The sequence below is a fragment of the Roseinatronobacter domitianus genome, assembly GCF_023336755.1.
Taxonomy (GTDB): Bacteria; Pseudomonadota; Alphaproteobacteria; order Rhodobacterales; family Rhodobacteraceae; genus Roseinatronobacter; species Roseinatronobacter domitianus.
On sequence record NZ_JALZWP010000007.1, the window covers coordinates 165,726 to 192,449 of the forward strand.

General features: G+C 60.5%; 24 protein-coding genes and 1 tRNA gene. 13 read left to right on the top strand and 12 right to left on the bottom strand.

Translation table 11 applies throughout. The features are described from left to right. Nucleotides 1–255 precede the first annotated feature (255 nt). Both lipB and M3N55_RS16775 read right to left on the bottom strand, forming a co-directional pair. The gene (gene lipB, locus M3N55_RS09225; RefSeq protein ID WP_249058239.1) at nt 256–933 is read right to left on the bottom strand and encodes a lipoyl(octanoyl) transferase LipB; all 678 of its coding nucleotides are present in this window, start codon (nt 931–933) and stop codon (nt 256–258) included. Between the two features lie 4 nt (nt 934–937). Next, a complete protein-coding gene (locus M3N55_RS16775; protein ID WP_249058240.1) occupies nt 938–1,708 on the bottom strand; it encodes a LytTR family DNA-binding domain-containing protein in 771 nt (256 codons plus the stop codon). A gap of 114 nt (nt 1,709–1,822) precedes the next feature. Between M3N55_RS16775 and M3N55_RS09235 the strand changes: the two genes are divergently transcribed. From M3N55_RS09235 to M3N55_RS09245, 3 genes are all read left to right on the top strand, one after another. Beyond that, nucleotides 1,823–2,332: a DUF2306 domain-containing protein gene (locus tag M3N55_RS09235; RefSeq protein ID WP_249058241.1), complete on the top strand. Its 510-nt coding sequence runs from the start codon at nt 1,823–1,825 to the stop codon at nt 2,330–2,332. An 81-nt stretch (nt 2,333–2,413) separates the two neighbouring features. Further along, entirely contained in the window at nt 2,414–4,054 is a 1,641-nt protein-coding gene (locus M3N55_RS09240; protein WP_249058242.1) for a peptidoglycan-binding domain-containing protein, read from the top strand. Nucleotides 4,055–4,204: 150 nt separating this feature from the next. Then, nucleotides 4,205–4,291 (top strand) — tRNA-Leu (locus M3N55_RS09245). 137 nt (nt 4,292–4,428) lie between these two features. Here the strand turns inward: M3N55_RS09245 and M3N55_RS09250 are convergent. The 5 genes from M3N55_RS09250 to M3N55_RS09270 form a co-directional block, all read right to left on the bottom strand. Further along, nucleotides 4,429–5,280 (bottom strand): ABC transporter permease, encoded by an 852-nt coding sequence (locus tag M3N55_RS09250; RefSeq protein ID WP_249058243.1) that lies wholly within the window; start codon nt 5,278–5,280, stop codon nt 4,429–4,431. 10 nt (nt 5,281–5,290) lie between these two features. Next, on the bottom strand, nt 5,291–6,592 hold the full coding sequence (locus M3N55_RS09255) for an ABC transporter permease (protein WP_249058270.1): 1,302 nt from the start codon (nt 6,590–6,592) through the stop codon (nt 5,291–5,293). 92 nt (nt 6,593–6,684) lie between these two features. After that, entirely contained in the window at nt 6,685–7,785 is a 1,101-nt protein-coding gene (locus M3N55_RS09260; RefSeq protein WP_249058244.1) for an extracellular solute-binding protein, read from the bottom strand. A gap of 94 nt (nt 7,786–7,879) precedes the next feature. Further along, nucleotides 7,880–8,983, bottom strand: coding sequence for an ABC transporter ATP-binding protein (locus tag M3N55_RS09265; RefSeq protein WP_249058245.1), 1,104 nt, complete (start codon nt 8,981–8,983; stop codon nt 7,880–7,882). Between the two features lie 306 nt (nt 8,984–9,289). Then, nucleotides 9,290–10,720, bottom strand: a complete 1,431-nt coding sequence (locus tag M3N55_RS09270) for a Glu/Leu/Phe/Val family dehydrogenase (RefSeq protein WP_249058246.1) — start codon at nt 10,718–10,720, stop codon at nt 9,290–9,292. A 519-nt stretch (nt 10,721–11,239) separates the two neighbouring features. On the opposite strand from M3N55_RS09270, the gene M3N55_RS09275 reads away from it, so the two are divergent. From M3N55_RS09275 to M3N55_RS09295, 5 genes are all read left to right on the top strand, one after another. Continuing rightward, nucleotides 11,240–11,449, top strand: coding sequence for a hypothetical protein (locus M3N55_RS09275; protein WP_249058247.1), 210 nt, complete (start codon nt 11,240–11,242; stop codon nt 11,447–11,449). Between the two features lie 357 nt (nt 11,450–11,806). Continuing rightward, on the top strand, nt 11,807–13,216 hold the full coding sequence (locus M3N55_RS09280; RefSeq protein WP_249058248.1) for a Tad domain-containing protein: 1,410 nt from the start codon (nt 11,807–11,809) through the stop codon (nt 13,214–13,216). A 161-nt stretch (nt 13,217–13,377) separates the two neighbouring features. After that, the gene (locus tag M3N55_RS09285; RefSeq protein ID WP_249058249.1) at nt 13,378–13,920 is read left to right on the top strand and encodes a TadE/TadG family type IV pilus assembly protein; all 543 of its coding nucleotides are present in this window, start codon (nt 13,378–13,380) and stop codon (nt 13,918–13,920) included. After that, complete coding sequence (locus tag M3N55_RS09290) at nt 13,907–15,763, top strand: hypothetical protein (protein ID WP_249058250.1); 1,857 nt, start codon at nt 13,907–13,909, stop codon at nt 15,761–15,763. Before M3N55_RS09285 ends, M3N55_RS09290 begins: the two co-directional genes overlap by 14 nt. A gap of 102 nt (nt 15,764–15,865) precedes the next feature. Next, on the top strand, nt 15,866–16,159 hold the full coding sequence (locus tag M3N55_RS09295; protein ID WP_249058251.1) for a hypothetical protein: 294 nt from the start codon (nt 15,866–15,868) through the stop codon (nt 16,157–16,159). Here M3N55_RS09295 and M3N55_RS09300 read toward each other — a convergent pair. Continuing rightward, nucleotides 16,156–16,932 carry a heme-dependent oxidative N-demethylase family protein gene (locus M3N55_RS09300; protein WP_249058252.1) on the bottom strand — a complete coding sequence of 259 codons (777 nt, stop codon included), beginning with the start codon at nt 16,930–16,932 and terminating at the stop codon, nt 16,156–16,158. The genes M3N55_RS09295 and M3N55_RS09300 overlap by 4 nt on opposite strands. Nucleotides 16,933–17,013: 81 nt before the next feature. Here M3N55_RS09300 and M3N55_RS09305 point away from each other — a divergent pair, with 81 nt between their 5' ends. Next, a complete protein-coding gene (locus M3N55_RS09305) occupies nt 17,014–18,144 on the top strand; it encodes a carboxylate-amine ligase (protein WP_249058253.1) in 1,131 nt (376 codons plus the stop codon). On the opposite strand, the gene pgeF is transcribed toward M3N55_RS09305, so the two are convergent. From pgeF to lgt, 3 genes are read right to left on the bottom strand one after another with little or no spacing between them, the layout of a single operon-like run. Next, nucleotides 18,141–18,899 (bottom strand): peptidoglycan editing factor PgeF, encoded by a 759-nt coding sequence (gene pgeF, locus M3N55_RS09310; RefSeq protein ID WP_249058254.1) that lies wholly within the window; start codon nt 18,897–18,899, stop codon nt 18,141–18,143. The genes M3N55_RS09305 and pgeF overlap by 4 nt on opposite strands. After that, complete coding sequence (locus tag M3N55_RS09315) at nt 18,896–19,960, bottom strand: class I SAM-dependent methyltransferase (protein WP_249058271.1); 1,065 nt, start codon at nt 19,958–19,960, stop codon at nt 18,896–18,898. The genes pgeF and M3N55_RS09315 overlap by 4 nt, the downstream gene beginning before the upstream one ends. Further along, nucleotides 19,957–20,862, bottom strand: a complete 906-nt coding sequence (gene lgt / locus M3N55_RS09320) for a prolipoprotein diacylglyceryl transferase (RefSeq protein WP_249058255.1) — start codon at nt 20,860–20,862, stop codon at nt 19,957–19,959. Before lgt ends, M3N55_RS09315 begins: the two co-directional genes overlap by 4 nt. A 118-nt stretch (nt 20,863–20,980) precedes the next feature. Here lgt and M3N55_RS09325 point away from each other — a divergent pair, with 118 nt between their 5' ends. Beyond that, a complete protein-coding gene (locus M3N55_RS09325) occupies nt 20,981–21,226 on the top strand; it encodes an accessory factor UbiK family protein (RefSeq protein WP_249058256.1) in 246 nt (81 codons plus the stop codon). Between the two features lie 62 nt (nt 21,227–21,288). On the opposite strand, the gene M3N55_RS09330 is transcribed toward M3N55_RS09325, so the two are convergent. After that, on the bottom strand, nt 21,289–23,139 hold the full coding sequence (locus tag M3N55_RS09330; protein WP_249058257.1) for a hypothetical protein: 1,851 nt from the start codon (nt 23,137–23,139) through the stop codon (nt 21,289–21,291). A 160-nt stretch (nt 23,140–23,299) separates the two neighbouring features. Between M3N55_RS09330 and parC the strand changes: the two genes are divergently transcribed. From parC to M3N55_RS09345, 3 genes are all read left to right on the top strand, one after another. Then, complete coding sequence (parC, locus tag M3N55_RS09335; protein WP_249058258.1) at nt 23,300–25,603, top strand: DNA topoisomerase IV subunit A; 2,304 nt, start codon at nt 23,300–23,302, stop codon at nt 25,601–25,603. Between the two features lie 73 nt (nt 25,604–25,676). Then, nucleotides 25,677–26,318 (top strand): hypothetical protein, encoded by a 642-nt coding sequence (locus tag M3N55_RS09340; RefSeq protein ID WP_249058259.1) that lies wholly within the window; start codon nt 25,677–25,679, stop codon nt 26,316–26,318. A gap of 122 nt (nt 26,319–26,440) precedes the next feature. After that, nucleotides 26,441–26,724 (top strand): GTP-binding protein (locus M3N55_RS09345; RefSeq protein WP_249058260.1); only part of this gene is annotated, 284 nt, incomplete at its 3' end.

The following is a 26,724-nucleotide window of genomic DNA, read 5'->3' on the forward strand; positions in this document are numbered from 1 at the left end:
GTGGTGATTATGGGTTCATCTGTATCGGATGTCTGGGCATACAGCGTCTCGGTTGGTTACATCTGGTCGGGGTGCAAGGTCTTGAGCACGCAACCTGCGCGCGAGGGTCTGATTACGGCAATTGCCGCCCAGATAGACGAGCGCCCCGCAGGGTCCGTAAAGGACCTGGCATCAAACATGCCTCATGCGGCTTGCCTAAAGCATTGGTTGCTTGATGGCGAGCATAGGCCCACAGGCAAGCAGCCCTGAACGCACTCAACCGTTTTTAACACATGTTTCGGGCGCAAGGGCGAAGGTGCCCGCAAAGCTGCGCCGGAGCGCGGCGTCAAGATCATCCATCGTCACTGGCAAGCCCAGATCCACAAGGCTGGTCACGCCATGGCCCCGTATGCCGCAAGGAACGATCCCGTCAAAATGCGACAGGTCCGGTTCGACATTGATCGAAATGCCGTGAAAGCTGACCCAGCGCCGCAGCCGAATGCCGATCGCGGCGATCTTGTCCTCGCGCGCGCTGCCGTTGGGCAGGGAGGGCTTCTCGGGTCGCTCTATCCAGACACCGACGCGACCGGGGCGGATATGCCCGGTCAGGCCGAATTCGGCCAGTGTGGCAATGACCCAGGCTTCCAGATCACGCACGAAGCAGCGCACATCGCGCCCGCGCTTGCCCACATCCAGCATCACATATACCACGCGTTGACCGGGGCCGTGATAGGTGTATTGCCCGCCGCGCTTGGACGGGTAGACCGGGAAACGGTCGGGCTGGGTCAGGTCTTGGGGGCGGGCCGAGGTGCCAGCGGTGTAAAGGGGCGGGTGTTCGACAAGCCAGATGCACTCCTCTGCCGCGCCGCGCGCGATGGCTTCGGCGCGCGCCTCCATGAAAGCGCAGGCTTCGGCATAATCGGTCAGCCCGTCCGACGTGATCCAGTCCACCATTGCGCTACCGGGGCAGAAGCCCCGCCTCCTTCACCTTGGGCAGATTGGCGCGGCTGACCGGGATTTCCGCGCCAGAGCTCAGCGTCAGGATGGCCCGGTCACCATCTCGCCGGGCGGCGCGCACCGCGTTGAACGCCACCCAATGCGAGCGATGCACCTGCGCCCCCGGCACATTGCCGGTCTCTTTCATGGCATCGGATAAGCGCATGAGCACCATGTCTGTCCCTTTCGCGGTATGCACCCGCACATAATGGTCCTCTACCGACAGGGCCAGAAGCGCCCCGCGTTTTTCCAGCGGCACGCGCTGCAAAATCGTGGGTGGCGTTGGCTGTGCGGGGGCAACGCCCGTTTGCTGGCGGATGATATAGGCGATGGCCAGTGTCACCACCATGCCAACCCCTGCCACGTTCAGAATGAACCCCGGCAGCACACCCGGATCGGGCACAAAGCCCAGCGCGACTGCATTCACCACCAAGACAACACCAGCGACCGCCAAACCAGCCGCCACCCCCGCCACTCCCATACGCAGCGCAAACGGCCAAGACGGCAGCAAGGCGCGCAGCATCGTCACTGTCAGGCTGCCCGTGCCATAGGTCGCCGGCACGATCAGCGCCCAATAGCCAAGCCGTGGCAGGGGGCGCAGCAGGTCAGATGTGCCATAGGGGCCGACCAGAGCCAGAATCAGGGCGACCGCCCCCATCGCCACCAGCGTGGCCGGGTGGCGGATATGGTCGCGCCATTCACGAAGCGCGGATTGCGGGCCTGCGTCACTCACGTAGCGATCCTTGCGGTTGCCGAATGCGGGCTGTCTTGGGGGGCACCGGTTTGGCAGGTCATAGCCCAGCGAAACCCAAACGCCAATTCCCAACACATTACGACGGAGATCCAAATGACCTTGGCCCCCATTTTGAACGCCGCGCCTATCATCCAGATTCATGTTGCCGCCGCTGTCATCGGCATCCTGATTGGCCCGCTGGCGCTGTATTGGCGGCAGGGCACACGGCTGCATAAGACTGCGGGGTATATCTGGGTCAGCACCATGGCCGTCCTTGCGCTGTCATCTTTCGGGATTCACAGTTTCGCGGTGATCGGGCCTTTCAGCCCGTTGCACGGGCTTGCGCTATTCACCCTGTGGTCGCTTTACGAAGGTGTCCGTCGCGCGCGGGCTGGGGAAATCGCGATCCATCGGCGTGTGTTCCGCAGTCTTTACTGGTTGGGCGTCATGGTCGCAGGCCTGTTCAACTTTCTGCCCGGCCGCGTCATTAACCGCACAGTAATACCAGAGACGCCAGAGTTGGGGTATGTCCTGATTGCGTTTGGGTTGGGCATTGCCATGTTCCTTGTGTTGCGCCCATGGCTGCAAGCCTTTTGGCGGCGCTACGCGTTGCGGACGCAATAACGCTCACATGCGCTGAACTTTTCGTTACCTGCCCCATGCAACCTAGGGTATCCTTCAAGAATCAATTGCGGGAGAATCCATATGATCGGAAAATTCAGTTTGGCGGCGGTCCTGTCGCTCAGCGTGGCCGCTTTCCCGATAGAGCAGGCGCGCGCGCAGGACGGGCTTGTCGGCGGCATTATTGGCGGCATCATTGGCGGTGCCATAGCGAACGGACAACGCTCATCGCAGCCGCGCACGCAACGGGTGGTGCGCTCTGCGCCTGCGGTCAGTTCAGCGCAGCGCGAGCAGAACCGTTCAGTGCAGACCGCGCTGAACCATTTTGGCTGGAATGTCGGCGGTGCGGATGGCGTTCTGGGCCGTAAATCGCGCGAAGGAATTACCCAGTATCAGGTGTTCAGCGGCTTTGCAGGCACTGGCACGCTGACGGATTTCGAGCGCAATATTCTTGTGACGGCACATCAGCGCGCGATCATGGGCGGGCCGCAAGTGGCGCAGACCGTCTCGACCCATCCGCAAGGCATGCGCGGGTTGATCCTTGTGGTCCGCGACGAGTTCTCTGGCCGCAGCCCGGCGCGCAGCGCGGGTAATTATGGCCTGCCTGCTCTGGTCGCCTCGGCGGTGGATGAAATCGCGGCGTCGTCAGACCCGAATGCCGAACAATTGGTGCAACGCGCGGGCTTCATACAACTGGCCGATATGAATGGCGACGGGCGGACGGATTATATCCTTGATACCTCTGTAACCGGCTCCGCCTTCTGGTGCTCTGCGCAGGCCTGCACGGTGCAAGCCTTCCTGTCCACACCCGACGGCTATGTGCGCAACGACTTTCAGGCGTTCAACGTGACCCCGGCCATGTTCTTTTGTACGCGCGGCACCTGCGAACTGGACAAATCCGAGGCGCCGGTCAGCGTTGCGGCCCCCGGCGCATCTGTGCCACAATCTTCGCCCACGACCGAAGTGGCCTTGTCGGTCCCTTCGGCGCAACCCGCAGCGCGCAACCCTGGGGCCACGGCCAGCGCACCTGCCGCACCCGCCATCCCGAATTTTTTTGGCGGTGGTCAGGCTACGCGGTCGCTTGCGTCGCATTGCAACAAGGTCAATCTGCTGACCAACGCCAATGGTGGGTTCACCACATTGGACACCATGAATGACCGTGCCATTGTCATCGCGGAACAATTCTGCCTAGCGCGCACCTATGCCATGGCTGATGGCGAGACGCTGATCGCCAAGGTGCAGGGCGCGACCCCGGACCAGATCGCGGCGCAATGCGCGGGCTTTGCGCCCAGCCTTCAGCCGCATGTCAGCGCGTTGTCGGTCAAGCCGCGTGACGAGGTGATGCGCGATGTCGGGAGTTTCATTTTGCAAACCGGCATGAACCCCGAACAGCTTGGCGCAACCGCCCGGATTTGTCTGGCCGTTGGCTACAAGCAGGACGACATGGTGCTGGCGATCGGGTCCGGTTTGTTGCTGGTGGCGATGGGCGAGCGCGCCTATGGCGAGTTGATGGGGCACCATCTGACAGAAGGCTTCGGCGCGTCGCAGCGCGATGATCTGTCGCTGGCATGGTATGAACACGGGCTGGACCCCGCGAAAACCGCCGTATTCGCGCCCATGCAGCCCGAACGCGACGAGTTGCTGCGCGCAGCGGTCTTTGACGAAGGCATCGCCGACGGCACGGAAAAGGCCACTGTGACCTTGCCCGTGTTCAGCCTGCAATAAGGCATTGCGCTTCAACGTGCGATCCGAAGAATGACATCAGGCGCGCCCCGGTCCGGGGCGCGCTTTTTGCCAGGTTGCCTTGCCCAAGGCACCTTTTTGCTCTTTTCAACGCGCGATGAAATGAGTATCAGGCCCGCATACCAACCACGTGCGGTCGTGGCGGAATTGGTAGACGCGCAGCGTTGAGGTCGCTGTGGGGTAACTCCCGTGGAAGTTCGAGTCTTCTCGACCGCACCATTTTTTCTGACATACAGTCCTTCAATGGTCCTGCACATGCAGCGATCAGCCGTGGCGTTGGTCTGTTCCCCGTGCATTCTGCATGAAAAAAGGCGCGTCGTCTGACGCGCCTTTGTGTTTGTGTCGCTGACCTTGCGTTACTGCGGTGACAACCCGCGCATCCGCTCGCCCCGGCGGCGCAACAGTTCCACCACCGTCAGAAGCGCGACAGAGATCAACACAAGGATCGTTGCCACCGCAAGGATCGTCGGGCTGATATCCTCGCGAATACCTGACCACATCTCGCGCGGGATGGTGCGCTGTTCCACGCCTGCCACGAACAGCACCACGACGATCTCATCGAAGGATGTGATGAAGGCGAAGAGCGCGCCCGAAATCACACCGGGCAGAATAAGCGGCATGGTGATTTTGAAGAAGTTGGTGGTAGGCGAGGCGCCCAGATTGGCCGCTGCGCGAGTCAGCGACTGGTCAAAGCCCACAAGCGTAGCGGTCACTGTGATGACCACGAACGGGGTGCCCAAAGCCGCATGCGCAAGCACTACGCCGAAAAAGGTCTGCGCGATGTTGATTTGCGAGAAGAAGAAGAACATCCCCGCAGCCGAGATGATGAGCGGAACAATCATGGGTGAAATCAGGATGCCCATGATTAACCCCTTGGCGGGCATTTCGGCGCGCGACAGGCCCAATGCAGCCAAAGTGCCCAGCGTGGTCGACAAGATTGTCGCCGCGATCCCGATGACAAAGGAATTGCGGATAGACCGCATCCAACTGTCCGAGCCAAGGAAGTCCTGATACCAGCGCAGGCTGTAGCCTTCGGGGTTCAAGGTCAGCATTTCACGGGTGAAAGTGAAATAGGGCTGCGCGTTAAAGCTGAGCGGGATCATGATGAGGATCGGCGCCAGCAGGAAGAAAAAGATCGCAAAGCAGATTACGCGGAAGGCGTAATGCCAGACCTTGTCCTTGGCGGTATAATAGGCCGGAAGTGACATGCGCGCCCCCTTATCCGAATTTCAGGCTGTCGGTGCCGACAAGCTTGTTGAACAGCCAATACAGCAGCAGCACACTGACCAGGAGCATAGACCCAAGCGCCGCAGCCAGACCCCAGTTGAGCGAGGATTGGATATGCCGCGCGATCTCATTCGAGATCATCCGGCCATCCTGACCGCCGACCAGCGCAGGCGTGATGTAATAGCCGATCGAGATGATGAAAACGAGCACCCCACCGGCAGCAATGCCCGGCAGCGTTTGCGGGAAATAGACCCTGCGGAACGCAGTCCAAGGCGTTGCGCCAAGGCTTTTGGCCGCGCGTGTGTAGCTGGGCGGGATGGTTTTCATCACCGAATAGAGCGGCAACACCATGAAGGGCAGCAGGATATGGGTCATCGCAATGATCGTGCCAGTCTGGTTGTAGATCATACTGAGCCGGTTCTCATCATCGAGTATCCCCAGCCCCACCAATGTATCATTTATCACCCCCTGACCTTGCAGAAGGACGATCCATGCAGATGTGCGCACCAGGAGCGATGTCCAGAACGGCAGCAGCACCGCGATCATCAACAGGTTGGCCTTACTCATCGGCAGGCTGGACAGGTAATAGGCGATAGGGAAACCCAAGGCGAAGGTCATGAAGGTGATGACCAAACTCATCGCAAAGGTCCGGCCAAACAGCGCGACATAGATACGCCGGTTTTCATCGGTGCGCACGATTTCGTTGTTTTCGTTGTATTCAGCATCAACCGCGGCAAGGTAATAGGACGCGGTCAGTGGACGGCCTTCGCGTTCTATGATGCGCCAGATTTCGGTGTCGCGCCAAAGCCGGTGCGCATCCATGAAGGCTTCTTTATAGGGCGCCTCGAACTCATCCACATTACGCGATGTGCGCGAAATCGCACCGCGCGCGGCGGACACCTCGTAGTTCAAACGCACGGCGAGCGGACCGATTTTCTGCTCAAGCCGTGGCAAGTCTTGATCTGCCATCATGTCTTCGTAAAGCGCGCGATAGACGTCTTCACTGGGCAGTTCTTCGCCATTCCAGTCTTGAAGCGCCTCCAGCGTGCGGGGCAGAGCTTCGACAACGGCCGGGTTGTCGACCGAGCGCCACATCATCTGCACGATGGGGAAGGCAAAAAAGATCACGATGAAGGCCAGCAGCGGCGCAACCAGGCCAAAGGCGGTCAACTTGCGGCGGCGGTTTGCACGCTCCAGCGCGGCGCGCAGGGGGCGCCCATCAGATGTCAGCAAGCGACCCTTGCTGTCCGTTTCATTTCCGATTGCGACGTCATTGCCGGATGCGTCAGACATTGCCATGGCTTCATCCTTCGGGGAATTCTTTGGGGTGCCGAACGGCAAGAGGGGCGCGCGGATCGTCCGCGCGCCCCTGTTGGTGCCTCAGATTACTGAAGCATCCAGTTAGCGAAACGCTCGCGCAACTCGTCGCCATAGTCGGCCCAGAAGTCGTTATCCAGAACGATGGGTGCGAAGTAGTTGTCGGGCGCACTTGGCATATGCGGCGCCATGGCAATGCCCAGATCGGCGTGCTCACCAACCAATGGTGCCGAGGATGCGCGTGCCGGGCCATAGCTGATGAACTTGGCCTGATCCGCCAGACGCTGCGTGTCGGTGGCGAAATACAGGTAGTCCATCACGGCGTCGACATTGTCGCCTTGCGCAGGAACAACCCAGCCGTCCCATTCCACGATCTGGCCGTCCCAGATGATCGCGGCGTCCATGCCTTCAACTTCGATCGCGTCGAACATACGGCCATTATAGCCGGTTGCAAACGCGACCTCGCCATCTGCCAGAAGCTGGGGTGCTTGTGCGCCTTCAGTCCAGAAGATGATCTCGTCCTTGATGGTATCCAGCTTGGCGAAGGCACGGTCTACGCCTTCCGGGGTCGCCAGCACGTCGTAGATTTCGTCGAGCGCTACGCCATCGGCATAAAGTGCCCATTCCAGGTTCGTGCCGGGACGGTCTTGCAGCGCACGCTTGCCGGGGAAGTTTTCCAGATCGAACAGGTCCGCGATCGAGTCTGGCTGTTCGCCTTCGAACGCGCCGGGACGTGCGGCCAGAATGGTCGAATACAGGATCTGCGGGATGAAGCAGTCACCGAGCGAGCCGGGCAGGAAGTCTGCGCTTGCGGGCGTGCCATCGGGGGCAGGGGCCAGCATGGCATCATGGTCGATTTCCATGATGATGCCTTCGTCACAGGCGAGCTGTGCATCCGACGGCAGCATGTCGACCAAATCCCACGTTACGTTGCCTGCCTGACTTTGCGCGCGCAGACCGGCCAGAGCGTTTGCCGAACCATCGTCGTTAATGATGGTCACATTGGGATTCGCGGCCATGTAGGGCTCGTGATAGGCGCGTTGCTGGCTGGCAGTGTAAGCGCCGCCCCACGACACTACGGTCAGCGAGACCGGGTCTTGGGCCGCTGCACTCAGGGCCATCATGCTTGCCGCCGAACTTAGCGCGATTAACTTGAACTTGTTAGTCATTCGTAACCTCCTAGGTTTTTACGATACCGGTCTTTGCCGGTTCGTCTGCTTGCGTACCCGTCCTTCGGGCATGCAATTCTTGGCCGCGCTGGCGTCAACCGAAGTCGAGCGCGCGGCAATCTGTCGGCATCCAGCCGATTTCGATCATGTCGCCCGGCTTGTGACGCACCTGATCGGGTGCGTTGCGGGTTTTCATGATGAAATTCTCGTTTCCGGCGACTTTCAGTCGCGTGCGGAACACATCACCCATGTAGATGAATTCCAGCACCTTGGCCTTGATCGTGTGCGCGTCACCTGCCAACCGGTCCTTGTTGGCTTCGACCCGTTCGGGGCGGATGGAAACGCGCGTGCGTTCGCCAACCTTCGACACGTTTACCGGCTTGGCGTCGATCAATTCGCCGCCATCCAGTTCTACGACGCAATGTTCGCCCTTAATCTCTTTTACAACACCATCCAATGTGTTGTTCTCACCGATAAACTGCGCCACGAAGCTGTTTTTCGGAGCTTCATACAACACATCAGGCGGATCAAGCTGCTGGATGCGCCCGTCATCGAACACGGCCACGTTGTCGGACATGGTGAGCGCTTCGGTCTGGTCATGGGTCACATACACGGTTGTAATGCCCAGATCATGTGCAAGGCGTGTGATCTCGAACTGCATGTGTTCGCGCAGCTGTTTATCCAGCGCGCCAAGCGGTTCGTCCATCAAGACCAGTTCAGGTTCGAACACAAGCGCGCGGGCCAATGCGATACGCTGCTGCTGACCACCGGAAAGCTGCGCGGGGCGCCGGTTGATGAAATCGCCCATCTGCACCATGTCCAGCGCGCGCCTGATCTTGGCTTCGCGATCCGACTTGCCCATGCCGCGCACTTCCAGCGGGAAAGACAGGTTTTCGCCCACCGACATATGCGGGAACAGCGCATAATTCTGGAACACCATGCCGATGCCACGCTTATGCGGCGGCACCGAGTTGATTGGCTTGCCGTCCAACAGAATCTCGCCGTTGGTGGCGGTCTCGAACCCGGCCAACATCATCAGGCAGGTTGTCTTGCCAGAGCCGGATGGCCCAAGCATTGTAAGGAATTCTCCCTTTCCGACTGAAAGGTTCAAATCTTTGACGACAAGTGTTTCGCCATCGTAACTCTTTTGAACTTTGTCGAATACGACGAAGCCATCCTGCGATGCAGATGCGCTCACGCTTATCTCCCTGTGTGGACCGGCGGTACTCCGCTCTCTTCCTGCCCTTGAGTAAAACGAACCGAGTTTGGCTTTGCAACCGATAACTTGAATTTGGTGACTGGAGCCCCGTTTTCGGGCTGATGTTCTGAATGTTATGTGCAGTTGGGCCAAAACGACTGCGAAAAACGACGGTTTTGACAAAAAAGCGTCACCCAAGCAGTTCATGTTTTTGAGGTCATGCAACGCGCGCGGACAAGAATTGCGCCAATCGTCTGCAAGGTGCGCCCGGTCGGTCAAGCCGCCGGGCGCTCTTTGGAACCCGGTTTACAACCCTTTGGCGCGGTAGCTATCTGCAACCCGCGTGATCGACACGATGAAGGCTGCCGTGCGCAGGTCGATGACATCGTCGCGGCGATGCCATTCTTCGGAAATCGCCTGATAGGCGGTGCGCATCGTGTCATCCAAACCCGAACGCACCAGTTGCAATTCATCGGCACCTTGCAGGTATTTCTTCTTGAAATCGGGTGCCAGTTCCCATCCAAGCTCTTTGTCGGCAGAGAGGCGTTCCAACTCGCGCACCAGTGCCATTGCATGGGCTTCCTCGTTGCGGCGTTGCATGCGCCCGAAGCGAATATGCGACAGGTTCTTGACCCATTCGAAATAGGAAACCGTGACCCCGCCCGCATTGGCATAGAGGTCGGGAATGATGACGATACCCTTGTCGCGCAATATCTGATCGGCGCCTGCGGTAATCGGACCGTTTGCGGCTTCGATAATCAACGGCGCGCGGATGCGGTCGGCATTTCCCAGATTGATGACGCCTTCCAAAGCCGCCGGGATCAGGATGTCGCAGTCTTCTTCCAGAACTGTGGCGCCCGTCTCTATGAAGGTCGCTGACGGAAACCCTTTGATGCCGCCATACTGCCTGATCCACTCGCGGACCGCGTCCGGGTCCAGCCCGCCGTGGTTCAGGATCGCACCGTCGCGTTCTATGATTGCCGTGATGATTGCGTCATCTTCTTCACGCAGGAACTTGGCGGCATGGTAGCCCACATTGCCCAGACCCTGCACGATCACCCGCTTGCCTGAAAGGCTGCCGGTCAGACCCGCTTTCGCCATGTCGTCGGGGTGACGGAAGAACTCTTGCAGAGCATATTGCACGCCGCGCCCCGTCGCTTCCACCCGGCCCTTGATGCCGCCGGAATTGAGCGGTTTGCCGGTCACACAGGCGCGCGCGTTGATGTCGGTGGTGTTCATGCGCGCGTATTGGTCTGCGATCCAGGCCATTTCGCGTTCGCCCGTGCCCATATCCGGGGCGGGAACATTCTGCGCTGGATGAATCAGGTCGCGCTTGGCCAGTTCATAGGCGAAACGGCGGGTGATCTGTTCCAGCTCGTGTTCTTCATATTTGCGCGGATCGATGCACAAACCACCCTTTGACCCGCCAAAAGGGGTTTCGACCAAGGCGCATTTATAGGTCATCAGTGCTGCCAGCGCCTCGACCTCGTTCTGGTCCACCTCTGGCGCGTAGCGGATGCCGCCTTTTACCGGTTCCATATGTTCGGAATGCACCGCGCGGTAGCCCACGAAGGTTTCAATTTTGCCCCGCAACCGCACCCCGAACCGCACCGTGTAGGTCGAGTTGCAGATCTGAATCTTGTCTGCCAGCCCCGGCGGCAGGTCAAGATATCCGACCGCGTGGCGGAACATGATATCCACATTCTCGCGAAAGCCCGGTTCTGTCGTGGCGCGCATAAAATCCTCCCATTGCAGACGCTGAAGCTGCGTCAATTTGCTATCTTGATTCGGACAGTAACAGGTTAACGGCATCGCGAAACCCTGCTGCACAGGTGTTTTGGGAGACTGGCCCGCAGGGCGGAAAGTTCAGTCCGTTTCCCTAAAAATAGGCTAAATTGCGGTGAAATCGCACTGGAATTCGCCCTGGAAAAGCCACGGAGCAGAGGCGATTACATGTGGAGTGTGATACTTTGCGCCTAGCTCAGCTTGCCTATGGCGGTTGTAAACTAGGTGTGTTTTATGAGTTCCGTGGCAGGTTCTGTCGGGTCACTTCGCAAGCTATGTAAGCAGGTGATATCGGGTTTCGCACGGTCACAGGATGGGGCAGTCCTTGTTTTTGGCCTTATCATCTTTGTGCTTATTCTGATGGTCAGTGGCCTCGCCTTTGACGACATGCGCTATGAGCATGAGCGCGTGCGACTGCAAGGCACGTAGGATCGTGCCGCGTTGGCGACCGGGTCGACGATGAACTCCAACATGACCATGAGCCCCGCTGAATTGGCGCAGGCCTGTTTCGATGCCGAACGGCTAAGCGCGCATGTTGAGGGGCGGATCACGGTTGGCGGCAATCAGATAACCGGACGCAGCGTATCCGTCGCGCCTGCGGGCAGAATGGATACGATGGGAGGTGTTGACAGCTTAGACATGGTCGCCCGGCCCGTGCAATCGAAGCGCTGGACAATCTAACGCCAGAGGTCGCGATGGTGCTTGATGTTTCAACCTCCATGGAAGATTCGGGCATGATGCCGACGCTGCGGACTGCAGCAGAGCAATTCTCGTTCGAAGCCATCGCGACCCATATCCGCAACACATCGTTGCGCTTGGTCGAATAACTGGTGCTTGAAACTGCGTCTTATTCGCACGCGTTCAGCCACATTATTGTCTTTTAATCGCCATGTTTGCGCGCCTCATCGCCGCAAAAAAGCCATTTGCCAGGCGCAGTAAGGCCACATGGAAGCTGCTAGCCGCCTTACTCCGTTCTGCCGACGGGGGGGCACATGAAAGGGGTTGGTAATGAGACAGTATATAAGGCCAAAATGGCCTATGCGCGCTGCGTTTGCGCGGGCCGCACATACCTATTCGCGCGCCGAGGATGGCGCAGTTCTTGTCTTTGGTCTGATCATTTTCGTCTTGATGCTAATGGTCAGCGGCCTTGCCGTGGATGTGATGCGCTATGAGAATGAACGCGTGCGTTTGCAGGGCACATCGGATCGGGCGGTGCTGGCCGCGTCGTCGCTGAAAAACAGCAATGTCACGATGACTCCGACCGAGTTGGCGCAAGCCTATTTCGATGCCGAAGGGTTGGGGCAGTTTGCAAGTGGAAACATCACTGTGTCCGGAACGCCCGAAGCCGGGCAAACGGTGCGTGTAACGCCCTCGGCGCGGATGGAAACGATGTTCCTGCGTATGTCGGCGGTGGACCATCTTGACATGTCCGCACCTGCGGCCGCGGTTGAAGGGATCGGCGCTGCGTCCAAGATAGAGATCGTGATGGTGCTGGACGCGTCAGGCTCCATGGGCAGCACCACGTCTACCGGTCGCACGCGACTGGATGAAATGAAGCTTGCCGCAAAATCCTTTGCGTCTGAGATATTCCTGAATAATGACCCTGAAAACGTGTCCTTGTCGCTTGTGACCTACGATTCCTGGGTGCTGCCCGCGCCCGGCATGATTAATCATTTGCTGAACGTCGACGGCACGGGGGCTTGCCTGGAATTCGACGACTGGGCCGATCTACGTCAGGGCAACGGCCCGCCGTCGCATAGCAACGCCGGTGGCAACGGCAACGGCAACGGCAATGGCAACGGATGGGGTGCCGGTGGCACGCCCCCGCCATTCCGGAATGGTGGCTCACCCGGCAACGGCAATGGCAATGGTCCGCCTTGGGCCTCTGTTGGGCAAAACAGCACCAATGCGCCCGCGACGCGTCGGCACTGCTCGACCAATGCGACCTATGAAGTCAAGCCGATGATTAATGATCTGACCACGTTCGAGTCCCACATCGACGCTATCACCACGCGGGGCACAACGTCGATCGATTTGGGCGCACGCTTTGGTGCGATGTTGCTGGACCCGGACATGCGTGATTACGTCACCTCGCTGGTCAATGCCGGAACCCTGCCGGAAAGCATGCGCGGGCGTCCCTTTGACTGGGATGAAGAGGGGGTCAACCGCGTGATGGTGCTGCTGACCGACGGGCAGAACTGTTGCGGCAGCCGGTTCAGCCGGAACGTGCAGGATGACAACACGCTTGCGGTCTGCGAAGGGATGCGCGCCAATGACGTGACGGTTTACACCGTCTCGTTCGAGGCACCGCAAGGCGCGATCGACCTGTTATCTGCTTGCGCCTCTTCGCCCAACCACTTCTTCAACACCGGTGGGGATGCTTTGGTGGCCGCCTTCGATGCGATTGCCACGAATGTGCAGGTCCAGTCGCTGCGACTGACCGAGTAGAGACGGATCATCCGGCGCGGTGTCCTGTGGGGTGCCGCGCCGCCAAATGTGGCGCATGACCCGCCAACGCGACACGGTCCTTGCCAAAATTTGCCGCAATCATCTGTAATTCTGGTCCATGCGCTCGGATTTCCGCGTGTGTGGAATAGATGGGTAAGACTATGAAGTTTAAAATCAATTCGTTCCGGGCTTGGGCAAAAAGACAAGACGGTGCCGTTACGGTTGAATTTGTCGTGATCGTGCCCTTTCTGTTAAGCCTGTTCTTCGCTTCGGTCGATGTTGGCGTTTCCATGTTGCGCCAAGTCATGCTGGACCGCGCCACTGACCTTGCCGTGCGCGAGGTGCGGCTTGGGCGTGTGCCGAATGACGGATCGGTGACGATGGCGCAGCTCATCTGCGAACGCACCATGCTGCTGCCGGATTGTATTAACAATATCGCGGTGGAAATGCAGCCCATCGACACCAGCACCTTCGCCGGGCTGACGCCCACGGTGCAATGTGTGAACCGCGAATTGAACCTGACGCCCTCTGTTGCGTTCAGTGTCGGCTCTGGCGGTAGCGCGCAGGAATTGATGCTGATCCGCACCTGTGTCGCCGCCGAGCCATTCATTCGGTTGACGGGCTTTTTCACCGCAATGCCGATCAATGAAGATGGTGAGTATGTCGTCGTTTCACGGGGAGTTTTCGTCAATGAACCTGCTTGAGAGAGGCTTGCGCTCTATACGTGAATTCACGGCGGACTCGCGCGCCGCTGTCACCGTCGAACTGGTGCTGGTGGTGCCGCTGCTGATCTGGGCGTTTTTCGCAACCATGATCTTCAACGATGCCTATCGCGCCCGCACACAGGCACAGGCCGCAGCACTGCATATTGCCGATGCAATTTCGCGCACAACCACGATTGTTGACGATGCCTATCTGGAAGGAATGAATGATGTTTATGACTTCCTTATCGCGGATAGTCAGACATCGCGCTTGCGCATCACATCTGTTGTCTGGGACCGGGACACCGACCAACCGCTGGTCCTGTGGTCCTATGGCACGCGCGGCATGAATGCTTTGCCCGATAACACGTTTCAACTGATGTCAGCCGGCGACATGGGCACCCTTCGGGAACTGATGGATGGCGAGGACGGCACCGATCTTGTCGCGGGCTTTACGCAGATGCCCAATAACGACCTGCATAATCGCATCCCTCCGGTCATGCCGGGCGAAGCCCTGATCTTGGTGGAAAGTTTCACGATGTGGGAAACACCGTTGCGTGGCGTGTTTCTTGGCTTCGACATTCTGGAAAACACCCGTCTTAGCCCGATTGCGGTCGTTCGCCCGCGCTTTTCGCCCTTCATCAACTATGAAGGCGCGATGGATGCGGCGCCCCCCGATGCAGATGAATTTGACGGCACGCCGCCCGAGCCTGTTGCAGACCCGGATGCCGATCCGGTTGACCCGGATGACCCCGCTGATCCCGTTGATGTGGTTGCGACCGATTTTTCCAGCGGTGTGAATCCCGGTTGGTCCAGCACGCAGACGACGCAAGCGGTCAATAACGGCTCTGGCAGTTCAGCCCTGGGAACCTATCTTGGGCCTTTCGGGAATGAAACCCGCCACGCGCCGCTGACATTTACCAACACCTTCAGCCAGGAAATGACAGAGGCGACATACGAATTCGGCCTTGTGCTTTTTGGGTCTTGGGACGGTTATCACCCTGATTGGACCCATCCTGAAGGTGAGGCCATGATCCTGAGCGTGAATGACGAAGTGTTCGCCTTCGAGGTGTTCGCGCACCGGCCATGGGGTCTTCATCAGCGTGACCGCAGTCACGACCTGCATACCTCTCAGGTTCGTGTGCGCACGCGCTTATACCTTGAAAACGATAGTATCGACTTTGACGGAAATGGGTGGGCTGACCAAGTCTGGCGGCTGACTGTCCAAGTCTTTGCCCCGACGCCAACGGTTACCATCGGGTTTGCGGCAAACACGGCAGAGGTGGTTTCCGACGAGGGCTTTGGGATTTCCTACATGAGGCTTGCCGCGACCCCCGGCCAACCAACGCCGCCGCGTTGGTTGGCGGACGCCAGCACGCGCATTGGCGTGGACAATCTGACCGGTTTTGGTGTGCAAGCTGGGTGCTTCGAGCCCAACGATCCGGCACAGCGTCTGATGCTGGGGAATAGCGACCTGTGGGGTGGGCCGATCCGGATGACACGCAATGTCGGTGGCAATACGTCGCTGAGGGACTGCCGCAGCGACGGCCTTGGCTTTTTCAATGCGTCGCCGCTTATGGTGCTGAAGTATGATAATGATACCGGCAACTGGGATAATAATCGCTTACGGATTCGCACAGATGATGGGGCCAATGGCTTTGATTGTGATGCGACCCTTCTGATACGCGATCCCAATGACCAGTGGCAGTTTGTGGATGACCTTGCAGGGTTTGGCTGGAATGCCGGGCTGGAACTGGCACATGCTCAAAGCGGAAATTACACGATTTGGGCGGGCAGGTTCGGTCAGGGCACTTGCGAAACTCAAATCGTGTTCGAGCATTACTGACGCAAGGCCAGATGACGTAAAGGCGGGGCGTAGGGCAAGATCGCCTTGCGCCTCGGATCATTCCGGGGCTAGGGTGTTGGTGTCTCGGAATTGGTAACTGACATGCGCCGTGCAACCTTGATTTTATGCCTTTGCGCTGGGCTTGCCGCCTGTGTGACCAGCCCTGACTTGCCGCCCGCAGAGCGGCAGGCACAGGGCAACGCGCCGCGCCTTGTGCCGATTTCGGGATTGCTTGACCAAGCCGCGCGCCCGGATGATGTTTTGCCGGTTAGCCTTGCCGCGGCACCACAAGCGCGCGCTGCGGCGCTGCGCGCGCGCGCGTCCAGCTTGCGCGGCCCTGTCATTGCACCGTCAGAACGGGCGCGGCTTTTGTCATCTGGACTGCGCCTGCGCTAGCTCTCGATCCGGGCCAACGCCTGCGCTTCCTGCGGGCGCAGATCGCTGCGATTTATCTGGGCCGTATGGATTGAAAACACCACGGTGCGGCTGACTGGCAAACGCAGCAGACATTGCCGTTCCGAGCGGATGAAATCCCCACCATCGCGCTTGTCCTTTGGGGCGAATTCGGGCCTTGGCTGATACAGCGCGGGGTTCGTGTAGCGCAACAGGTTGGCACGCCAAAGCGGCTGCTCTGGGCGGATGGCATCGAACATGCGTTGCACCCGCGCGCCCATCTGGGTGTCATAGCTGGCCACCGGCATATGGATGCGCAGCAAGGGTTTGCCCAGTTTCTCCGACAAGGTCCAGCTAGACGGAAAGCACAGCACCGCGCCGGTCAATATGTGTTCGACTGCCCCTTCTGGCTTTTGCAAGATGCAGAAATCCTCTTGCAACAAAAGGCCGAGTGTTCGCAGCGGCTGATCGCGGTCCAACGCGACAGCACGGCCATCGGGACAGGTGGCGTGGCCCTGTGTCATGGTAAAGCCAAGCGCAGGCAGATCGTGCAACACCGCGTCCAGCAATTCGGCAGCGGCCGCTTGGGCCTGTGGCAGGCAGGCCAGCACATCGGCGGGGCGCTCTGTCAGCAGCCGCGCGCGCTCTGCCATTTGCGCCGCGTAGCTGTCTGAAATCAGCAGCCAGTCGGCGCGCGCCAGCGGCATCACACCGGGCAGGCGGCGGCGGGTGAAGTCCACCCATGGGGCAAAGGGCAGGCGGGCATTCAGGATCATGCCATCTCGCTACCGCGCCGCGCGCGACAGTGCCACAGCATTTTCTTGCGCGGGCGCGGTTTTCGCGGCAGCATGGCCGCTATGGATGCACCCGATTACACACTTGGCATTGAAGAAGAATACCTTCTGGTCAATGCTGAAACCTGCGCGCTTGTCGATGTGCCGGACGCGCTGATGCACGATTGCAGCCGTGCGCTGGGGGACCAGGTCTCGCCCGAATTTCTGGCGTGCCAGATCGAAGTGGGCACCGGCGTTTGCGCCAATATCGCCGAAGCACGCGCGGATCTTGGCCATTTGCGCCGCACGATTGCGGCCTGTGCGGCGGAGTATGGCATGGCCCCGCTGGCGGTGTCGTGCCACCCGTTTGCCGATTGGCAATCGCGCAAACACACCGAAAAGCCTCGCTATAACGACCTTGCGCGCGATCTGGGCGGGGTGGTGCGGCGCATGCTGATCTGCGGCACACATGTGCATGTCGGCCTGCCCGATGATGACCTGCGCATGGATATCATGCGCCAGTTCAGCTATTTCTTGCCGCATCTGCTGGCGCTTTCGACCTCCTCGCCCTTTTGGGGCGGTCAGGATACGGGGCTGAACAGTTACCGGCTGTCGGTGTTCGACAACCTGCCGCGCACGGGCCTGCCGCCGGAATTCACCGCCTATGCCGAATATCGCCGCTCGGTCGATATGCTGATCGATGCCGGTCTGATCGAAGATAGCTCGAAAATCTGGTGGGATATTCGGCCTTCGGCGCGATTTCCCACAATCGAATCGCGGATTTGCGACGTCATGCCGATTATGGAGCATACGCTGACGATTGCCGCGATGGTGCAGTCCATTACCCGGATGCTTGTGGAGCTGCGCCGCCGTAACCAGCGTTGGCGGATTTATGACCGCTTCCTGATTGCCGAGAATCGCTGGCGCGCGCAACGCTATGGCCCGCGCGAAGGTTTGCTGGATATCGGGCGCGGGGCGCTGGTTCCGATGGGCGAACTGGTGGCAGAACTGATCGAACTGCTGGATGCCGACGCTATGGCGCTGGGCTGCCTGAACGAATTGCGCGGGGCGCAGGATATCGTGGCGCAGGGCACTAGTTCCGAACGCCAACGCGCGGTTTATGCGCGTGCCGTAGAGGATGGCGCAGACGCGTCAGAGGCTTTGCGCGCCGTGGTGCATGCGCTTATGTCGGAATTTACCCAAGGACTTGATTAAAGCCGGATCACGGAGATTAACCGTCCGTAATCCGCCTGTCCTTCGTGGCAGGACCGGCGGTAGGAATAGAACGCCGCCGGGTTGGCATAGGTGCAATGCCCGGTCCAATGCGCATCGACCCCGGCCGCGCGCAGCCGGGCCAGCCCGAAACCGGGCAAATCGAACTGGTAGTGCCCATTCTCGCCATTGGCAAAAAACCGCATATGGTCCGGGTCTTCATCCATGAAGCGTTCCAGAAATTCTTGGCCCACCTCGTAATTGCGTTGGCTGATGCAGGGGCCGATGACCGCCGTGATCCCCTCGCGCGTGGCGCCAAGGGCGATCATCGCGTCAATGGTTTCTTCCAGCACCCCATCTATCGCACCGCGCCATCCGGCATGGGCTGCACCGACCACGCCCGCCTGCGGGTCGGCGAACAGCACGGGCTGGCAATCTGCGGTCAGGATCGCCAGCGCCAGCCCCGGCGTGGCTGTCACCACGGCATCGGCACGCGGGCGGTCTACATCGGCCAAGGGCGCGTTGATGCTGGCGACGTCGGCGGAATGAACCTGATGCACGGTGACAAGCGCGCCGCTATCCAAGGCCATGGCGTCGGCCACGCGGGCACGGTTCATGCGCACAGAGTCGCTTTGGTCGGATGATCCGGGGCCGCAGTTCAGCCCCGCGAAAATGCCCGAAGACGCCCCGCCACGCCGGGTAAAGAACCCGTGCCGCAAGGGGGCAAGCGCATCAGAGGTGATGATTTCCAGTGTCACGTCACCTGTCCAAAACCGGGCGGTTGCAGCGCGCCTTGGGGGTATAGCCCCAGCGCCTTGAATAGCTGACCCATTTCCGCGGCCTCGGTCAAGCGCCGATATGCTGCCAGGTGGCTTTCGAGTGCCGCGCCGGTCAGGTTGCGCGCCAAAGTTTCGGCGCGTTGCGCGATCCCAAGACGTGCCAGCAATGCGCCTTGCGGGGTCAAGGGTGTGGCGGCCAATGGCGTGGCAGCGGCGAGCGCGCGGAAATCGACATGCGCGGTCAGGTCGGCCTCGCCCGGATGGGCGAGCGGTGCGTCCTTTTGCTGGCGCCAGATGGCTTGCAACGTGTCGCCCGCGCTGCCCCAATCGCCGTAATCCACGATCAGCGCGAAACCACCCTGCGCCGCGATCCTTGTGCTGAGCGCATCGATCACCGGCAAAGCAGGGGCGCAGGTTTCGACCATGGCGCCCTCTGGCGTTTGGTCCAGCCTGTCGTCCAGCGCGGCCAGCGGTGCGGGGGGGGACAGGCCAAAGGTCAGCGCATCCCCCTCCAATCCCACCACGCGTTCGGCCCAGCCCTTCGGGTGGCGCAGGAATTGGCGGATGGGCAGCGCGTCGAAGAATTCATTGGCCACTATGAAAAGCGGTTGATCTGCGGGCAGGGTATCGGCGCTGTCATGCCAAACTGCGCCCGGCACCCGCTGTGCCTGTGCTGCGCGCAACACGGGAGAGGCCTCTACCAGATGCACCTGCGCGCCCGCCTGAAACCCCGGCACCTTCGCGGTGGCGCGTAGAATGTCGGCCATCAATGTGCCGCGACCGGGGCCAAGCTCTGCCAGGGTAAACGGGCTTGGCGCGCCTTGGTCCATCCAGACTTGCGCGATCAGCAGCCCCAGCACTTCGCCGAACATCTGGCTGATTTCCGGGGCTGTGGTGAAATCACCTGCCTGCCCAAGCGGGTCGCGCGTTATGTAGTAGCCATGGCGCGGATGCAGCAGGCATTGCGCCATATACTCGGCCACGGTGATTGGCCCTTGTGCCGCGATCTGGCGGCGCAGGATGTCGGCAAGCGCGGTCATGTCGGTCGCGTGGCCTGCCGCGCGCGCCATATCAGCACCAGTCCGATGACGATCATCGGCAAGGACAAGACTTGCCCCATGCTGACCCCCAATGGCCCAAGCGCCAGCACATGCCCCAGCGGGTTGTCGGGCGTGATGAACTGCGCGTCTGCCTGTCGCCAGAACTCTACCGTGAAGCGCGCCAGCCCGTAGCCTGCCACAAACGCCCCTGTCACCAGTCCCGGTTGGCGCAACGCGCCGCGCCGCCAAACCAGAAACGCCAGCACCGCGAACAGAACTGCGCCTTCAAGCGCGGCCTCGTAAAGTTGTGTTGGGTGGCGCGCGCAAATCGCGCTTGGCCAATCCCACGGGCAATTTTGCGCGGCAGGGCCGGGGAAAATGACCCCCCAAGGGGCCAGGGTGGGCCGTCCCCAAAGCTCTGCATTGATGAAATTGGCGACCCGTCCCAGCCCGATGCCAATGGGCGCGACCAATGCCATTGCGTCGGCCAGTTGCAACGGCGGTATACCATGGCGGCGGCAATAGAGCAGCCCTGCCACGATAACCCCCGCAAAGCCCCCGTGAAAGGACATGCCGCCTTCCCAGACCCGCAGAATTTGCGACGGGTATTCAAGGTAATACCCCGCTTGATAGAACAGCACAAAGCCAAGTCGCCCGCCCAGAATGACCCCGATGATGACCCATGTCAGCAGCCCTTCGACCTTGGCCGGAGCCATAGGCGCGGTATTTGCCGGCCATAGCGCAGGCCGCGCCATCAGCCGTTGGATAATCCACCAGCCCAGCAGGAACCCCGCGATATAGGCCAGCGCATACCAGCGCAGCGCCAAGGTGAAACCACCGATATCGATCGAGAAAATCTCGGGGCGCAGGTCAGGGAAAAGAATGGCAAGCGGCGTCAGCATATGGTCCAATCCGGGCAAGGGTTGCGACTGTCTGGCGCGGCGCGCAAGGGGAAGTCAACCTTGCGTTTCGGTTGGACAGGTCACATATCAGGCAAAAGCGTTTGTAAAGGACATCGCCATGCAAAGCCGCAACAAGATTTTAGACGACATGTCGCAACTGATGACCAATGCCATGGGCGTGGCTCAGGGCGCGCGCACCGAAGCGGAAACCGCGATGAAGAGCCTGCTTGACCGCTGGCTGGCCGACCGCGATTTCGTCACCCGCGAGGAATTCGACGCCGTGCGCGCCATGGCGCAAAAGGCCCGCGAAGAAAACGCGGCGCTTCTGGCCCGGATAGAGGCGCTGGAAGCTGCGAAAAAATAGCTCGCACGGATATCTGCGCCGCGCCCTGACGCGACATGACAGGGCGCGGTCAAAGCCGCTCGTTACTGACCCAGCACGGCGCTGAGTTGTTTGGATGTGCTGGCCAGTCCGCGCTCCAGCTCTGCACGTTGTGCGCGCAGAGCGGCAATTTCAGTATCAATCGCGTCAACACGTTCGCGGCGTTCGGCATTCGCGTCGCTGTCATCGCCCAATTGGGCGATCAGCCGCGCCAGACGGTCTTGATCGGCGATCAGTTGCGCTTCCATAGCCTGTGTGCGGGCGATCTGGTCTTCCAAGTCGGCCTGTTCGTTGCGCAGGGCGCGCAGTTGCTTGAACACTGCGATTGTGTCTGGCGACGGCATCCGCCCTTCCCAATATACCAGATCATCGAGTGACAGTTCCAGCAGCGCCAAACGGGTGCTGGTTGTCCTGCTTTCGACCACAGCGAATGCCGTGATGTCGCCACTCGGCGCGTCCACGTTAAAGCGCGTGGCGTCCAGTTCCTGTGTGCCGCCCGTGGTTTGCATGTCCCAACCTGCGCGGCGCGGATGCAGCAAGGTCAATGTGCGCGGGCCACTTTCCGCCCCCTCTATCCGGTAGGTGGTGGTCAATTCCACGCGTTCGCGGGCCACAAGGACGCCATCCGTCACTGTGGCTTCGGTGATGCGGGTGCGCTCGTTCCTGTCCTCACGGATTGTCACGGCGCTGTCTTCGGCAAATTCTACCAAGGCGCTGTCGCCGGGGGCCAGTTCGGGCATAAGCGCATCGCCGGCATGGCCGCGTGCGGCATCATAAACGGTCACGACTCCGGCGGGCAGGCGCAGGGGCAGGGGGTTTTCGACCTCCAGCGCCATCATCGGATGGGTGGCATAACTGCCGCCACGATACAGGGTAAGACGCGCCGTCGTGGCCTGTTCTTGCAAGAAGGGCAGACTGAGCATCTGGCCGCTGGCCAATGTCACTGGCTCGGACAGGGTGTAGGCAGAAAAGCTGGCGCCTTCGGTCATTGTAACTGGCGCGGCCTCTACCATCGGGGCATCGGCGAAACTGCGGGCCATGGCGCTTTCCGCCAGCATCGGCGCGAATTGGGGCGCCGTTTCGCGTGGAGCGTCGGTCCGCTCGTAGAGACGCGCGTCCAGTGCGCGCACAGCCCCCGTGGCCAATGTCAAAGACACGGCCTCCCAATCCTGCCCGGTGGTGTTTTCCAAAACGGCCCAGCCAGTAAGTGCCAGCCCGTCCGGCCCCTCGACCGCACGCCAGGCGGTTTTCCAAACGGGCGCGGGTTGCAGCCAGCCAAGGCTAATTTCGCGCGGGCTGGTGTCGGCGCTCTCTATCATGACTTCGATACGGCTGGCGCGGCCTTGCGCGCGGATCGCATCCAGGGCGCTTGCCAATGCGGCGCGGTCGGCACCGTCCTGCAAAACCAATGTTGTCGCGTCATCGAGCGGAATTTGCACGATCTGCCCGTCGTCGTCCATGAGCGACACGGCCACGCAGCCCGCGCGCCCATCGTCGCAGGGCGTGGGCTGGGTGCCCATCAGCCGCCCTTCCAGTGTTGCCGCGCGCCGGGTCAGCCGTGCCGGTGCGCCTTGCATGGCGGCAATCAGCGCGGTCAGGTCCGACAAGGCTTCTGGCGGAAAGGGCAGGGTGGCGAAGGCATCGTCCAACCCGCCCGGCCCTGGCAGTGTCAGGCGGGGGCTGGCGCCCGACGGGTCCGCCACGCGCAGCGATTTCAGGAAATCATTCATATCGCTGCGCCGTAGGGTCAAGCGCAGGCCGCCCGCGTCTATCTGGCCTTCGGCCTCTAGCATCGCGACCCCGGCGGTCGAAAGTGTGACCGCCCGCAACTGGTTTTCGGCCATGGCGGGCGTGGTCAGGGCAGAACAGAGTAGCAGGGCGGTCATCGGGCGCATTGGTTCATCCTTTTCTCAACTTCGAAACAGCCTATCCCGCCGCACTGGGCGTGGGAACAGACACGCAGGGCCGGGCGCGCACAGGCGGCGAAGATTCGCCGCTGATCGGCGTGCTTGGGGGCGCACGGGGCTGGACGCAGCCCATCCTTGGGGGTATGCGATGAACATGCCCCAAGATGATGACATCACGCCCGAGCTGAACACCTCTGAACCGCTGCGCCGTGCGCTGGGGTCGCGCTATCTGCAATATGCGCTTTCTACCATCATGCACCGCGCATTGCCCGATGCGCGTGACGGGCTGAAACCGGTGCATCGGCGCATTCTGTTTGCCATGCGCGAATTGAAGCTGTCGCCCACCGGCGGTTTTCGCAAATCCGCCAAGATCACCGGCGATGTGATGGGCAATTACCACCCGCATGGCGATGCCGCGATCTATGACGCGATGGCGCGGCTGGCGCAGGATTTCAACCTGCGATACCCCTTGGTTAACGGTCAGGGCAATTTTGGCAATATCGACGGCGATAACCCCGCGGCGGCGCGCTACACCGAAGCGCGCATGGCGCGTGCTTCGGAATTGCTGCTGGAAGGGCTGGCCGAAAACTCGGTCGATTACCGGCCCAATTATGACGGCACGCTGAGCGAGCCCATCGTGTTGCCTGCCGCCTTTCCAAACCTTCTGGCCAATGGCTCCAGCGGCATCGCGGTCGGGATGGCCACCAACATTCCGCCACATAATCTGGACGAGTTGATCGAAGGGTGTCTGGCGTTGATTGCGACACCAGATTTGCCCGATGACGATTTGGTCAAGTTGATTCCCGGTCCAGATTTCCCCACCGGTGGCGTTATCGTGGAACCGGTGGAGTCGATTCGCACCGCCTATGCCACCGGGCGCGGCGCGTTCCGCTTGCGCGCACGGTGGGAAATTGAGGATCTGGGGCGCGGACAATGGCAGGTTGTTGTCACGGAAATTCCGTTCCAAGTGCCCAAATCGCGCCTGATCGAGAAACTGGCAGAAGTTATCCAGACCCGGAAAGTGCCGCTGCTGGCGGATGTTCGTGACGAATCCGCGGATGACGTGCGCATCGTTCTGGAACCCAAATCCCGCACGGTCGATCCCGAATTGATGATGGGGATGCTGTTCAAGAACAGCGATCTGGAAACCCGGTTCAGCCTGAACATGAATGTGCTGATCGACGGGGTGACGCCCAAAGTGTGTTCGTTGCGCGAGGTTCTTCGCGCGTTTCTGGACCACCGGCGCGATGTGTTGCAACGCCGTTCGCGCCATCGGCTGGACAAGATCGACCACCGGCTGGAAGTGTTGGAAGGTTTCATTATCGCCTTTCTGAACCTTGACCGGGTGATCGACATTATCCGCTATGACGAAGGGCCGCGCGCGGCGTTGATGCGCGAGGTTTGGGGGCGGGATTTCATCCGCGCCACCTCTGAGAAAGATTATGTGTCCCCGCCCAAGGGCGAGGGGGAACTGTCCGAGCTTCAGGCCGAATCCATCCTGAACATGCGGTTGCGCAGCTTGCGCCGTCTGGAAGAGATGGAACTGCGCCGCGAACGCGACGAATTGCTGAAAGAGCGCGCGGGGCTGGAAGATCTGCTGGCCTCTGACAGGTTGCAATGGAAGCGCATCGCGACCGAATTGCGCAGCGTGCAGGCAGAGTTTGGCAAGGCCACCGATATTGGCCGTCGCCGCACCGATTTCGCGATGGCGGCGGATGTCGAGGATGTCCCGCTGGAAGCCATGATCGAACGCGAGCCGGTGACAATTGTCTGCTCTGCCATGGGCTGGATTCGTGCGATGAAAGGCCATATCGCGCTGGATCAGGCGTTCAAGTTCAAGGATGGCGACGAAGGACGTTTCGCATTTCATGCCGAAACCACCGACAAGATCGTTCTGTTCGGCTCGAACGGGCGGTTTTATACCATTCTGGCCGCCAACCTGCCCGGCGGGCGCGGCATGGGCGAACCTGTGCGCCTGATGGTCGATCTGCCGAATGAAGCCGCGATTGTGGATTTGTTCATCCATCGCCCCGGCGGCAAACTGGTTGTGGCCTCCAGTGCCGGCGACGGTTTTGTCGTTCCGGCTGACGAGGTGATTGCGCAGACACGCGGCGGCAAGCAGGTCTTGAACGTCAAGGACGGTGCGCGCGCGTTGGTGTGTCGGGCGGTCGCGGGCGACCACTTGGCCTGCGTCGGGGAAAACCGCAAATTGCTGGTGTTCCCACTGGCGGAATTGCCCGAAATGGGACGCGGCAAGGGCGTTCGGCTGCAATCCTACAAGGATGGTGGCCTGTCGGACCTGAGCACGATCACGCTGGCCGAAGGGCTGCGGTGGCAAGACCCGGCGGGCCGCACAAGGCATGAACCGGACCTTACCGAATGGCTGGGCAAACGCGCCAGCGCGGGCCGGATGGCACCGCGTGGCTTCCCGCGCGACAATCGTTTCGCCTAGCGCGCGGCGCAGGTTTGCGCCCGCGCCCGCGATCAGGTATTGCAGATTTGTCGGAAGCAACAGGAACGGTGCCATGCGTTTTTCGGTCGGATCATTGCGCGCGGTGGCGCTTGTCGCGGGGATAAGCCTGCTATCGGCGTGTGCCAGCGGTGCAAAGTTGGGCGATGAACGCGCTGAACTGGGCGATTTCCTGCTGGGTCATGCGATTGTCGTCGAAGAGAACGCGGTGCAGGGTCCGGCCTCGCGCAAGGCAGAGCCGGGCGCTTGGAAAGACAGCCTGGAAGGCGAATTGCAACGCCGATTCGCGCGGTATCAAGGGGATACGCTGTATCATCTTGGCATTGCCGTGCAGGGGTATGTGCTGGCAATTCCGGGCATTCCGCTGGTGGCCGCGCCCAAATCCTTCCTGATCCTGGGGGTCACGGTCTGGGATGACGCCGCGGGCAAAAAGCTGAACGACAAGCCGCACCGTATTATCGTCTTCGAATCTCTGTCGGGTGAAACCGCGATCAGTTCGGGCCTGACCCAAAGCGCCGAGCAGCAGATGCAGAACTTGTCGCAAAACGGGGTTGCCGCAATCGAACGCTGGCTTGCCACGCAGGATGACTGGTTTGTGCCGAAAGCTGTGCCAGAGGCCGCAACATCCGAGCCAGAGGCCGCCGCGCAAGACAGCGACGACACGGACACGCTGCCCGCGACATCGGAAGACGATTGAGCGACTCCATCTTGCCGGTTTTCGCGCTGATCCGGCTTGATTTTCCGCGCGTGCTTCGGTAACTGGCGCGCGTGTCATTTCGGGCCAGTCAAGACGGCCCACTAACAAAGGGTGCCCTATCCATGGCAAAAGCAAAGTTTGACCGCAGCAAACCGCATGTGAACATTGGCACGATTGGCCATGTTGACCACGGCAAGACGACGCTGACGGCGGCGATCACGAAGTATTTCGGCGATTTCCGGGCCTATGACCAGATTGACGGTGCGCCCGAAGAAAAGGCGCGCGGGATCACGATCTCGACCGCGCATGTCGAGTATGAGACCGAGAGCCGTCACTACGCCCATGTCGACTGCCCCGGCCACGCCGACTACGTCAAGAACATGATCACGGGTGCGGCGCAGATGGA

Bases quoted from the DNA above. Each gene is read 5' to 3' on its own strand.
- lipB (WP_249058239.1), bottom strand. From the start codon at position 933: ATGGTGGACTGGATCACGTCGGACGGGCTGACCGATTATGCCGAAGCC.
- M3N55_RS09235 (WP_249058241.1), top strand. From the start codon at position 1,823: ATGACCTTGGCCCCCATTTTGAACGCCGCGCCTATCATCCAGATTCAT.
- M3N55_RS09240 (WP_249058242.1), top strand. From the start codon at position 2,414: ATGATCGGAAAATTCAGTTTGGCGGCGGTCCTGTCGCTCAGCGTGGCC.
- M3N55_RS09250 (WP_249058243.1), bottom strand. From the start codon at position 5,280: ATGTCACTTCCGGCCTATTATACCGCCAAGGACAAGGTCTGGCATTAC.
- M3N55_RS09255 (WP_249058270.1), bottom strand. From the start codon at position 6,592: ATGTCTGACGCATCCGGCAATGACGTCGCAATCGGAAATGAAACGGAC.
- M3N55_RS09260 (WP_249058244.1), bottom strand. From the start codon at position 7,785: ATGACTAACAAGTTCAAGTTAATCGCGCTAAGTTCGGCGGCAAGCATG.
- M3N55_RS09270 (WP_249058246.1), bottom strand. From the start codon at position 10,720: ATGCGCGCCACGACAGAACCGGGCTTTCGCGAGAATGTGGATATCATG.
- M3N55_RS09275 (WP_249058247.1), top strand. From the start codon at position 11,240: ATGACCATGAGCCCCGCTGAATTGGCGCAGGCCTGTTTCGATGCCGAA.
- M3N55_RS09280 (WP_249058248.1), top strand. From the start codon at position 11,807: ATGCGCGCTGCGTTTGCGCGGGCCGCACATACCTATTCGCGCGCCGAG.
- M3N55_RS09285 (WP_249058249.1), top strand. From the start codon at position 13,378: ATGAAGTTTAAAATCAATTCGTTCCGGGCTTGGGCAAAAAGACAAGAC.
- M3N55_RS09290 (WP_249058250.1), top strand. From the start codon at position 13,907: ATGAACCTGCTTGAGAGAGGCTTGCGCTCTATACGTGAATTCACGGCG.
- M3N55_RS09295 (WP_249058251.1), top strand. From the start codon at position 15,866: ATGCGCCGTGCAACCTTGATTTTATGCCTTTGCGCTGGGCTTGCCGCC.
- M3N55_RS09300 (WP_249058252.1), bottom strand. From the start codon at position 16,932: ATGATCCTGAATGCCCGCCTGCCCTTTGCCCCATGGGTGGACTTCACC.
- M3N55_RS09305 (WP_249058253.1), top strand. From the start codon at position 17,014: ATGGATGCACCCGATTACACACTTGGCATTGAAGAAGAATACCTTCTG.
- M3N55_RS09315 (WP_249058271.1), bottom strand. From the start codon at position 19,960: ATGACCGCGCTTGCCGACATCCTGCGCCGCCAGATCGCGGCACAAGGG.
- lgt (WP_249058255.1), bottom strand. From the start codon at position 20,862: ATGCTGACGCCGCTTGCCATTCTTTTCCCTGACCTGCGCCCCGAGATT.
- M3N55_RS09325 (WP_249058256.1), top strand. From the start codon at position 20,981: ATGCAAAGCCGCAACAAGATTTTAGACGACATGTCGCAACTGATGACC.
- M3N55_RS09330 (WP_249058257.1), bottom strand. From the start codon at position 23,139: ATGCGCCCGATGACCGCCCTGCTACTCTGTTCTGCCCTGACCACGCCC.
- parC (WP_249058258.1), top strand. From the start codon at position 23,300: ATGAACATGCCCCAAGATGATGACATCACGCCCGAGCTGAACACCTCT.
- M3N55_RS09340 (WP_249058259.1), top strand. From the start codon at position 25,677: ATGCGTTTTTCGGTCGGATCATTGCGCGCGGTGGCGCTTGTCGCGGGG.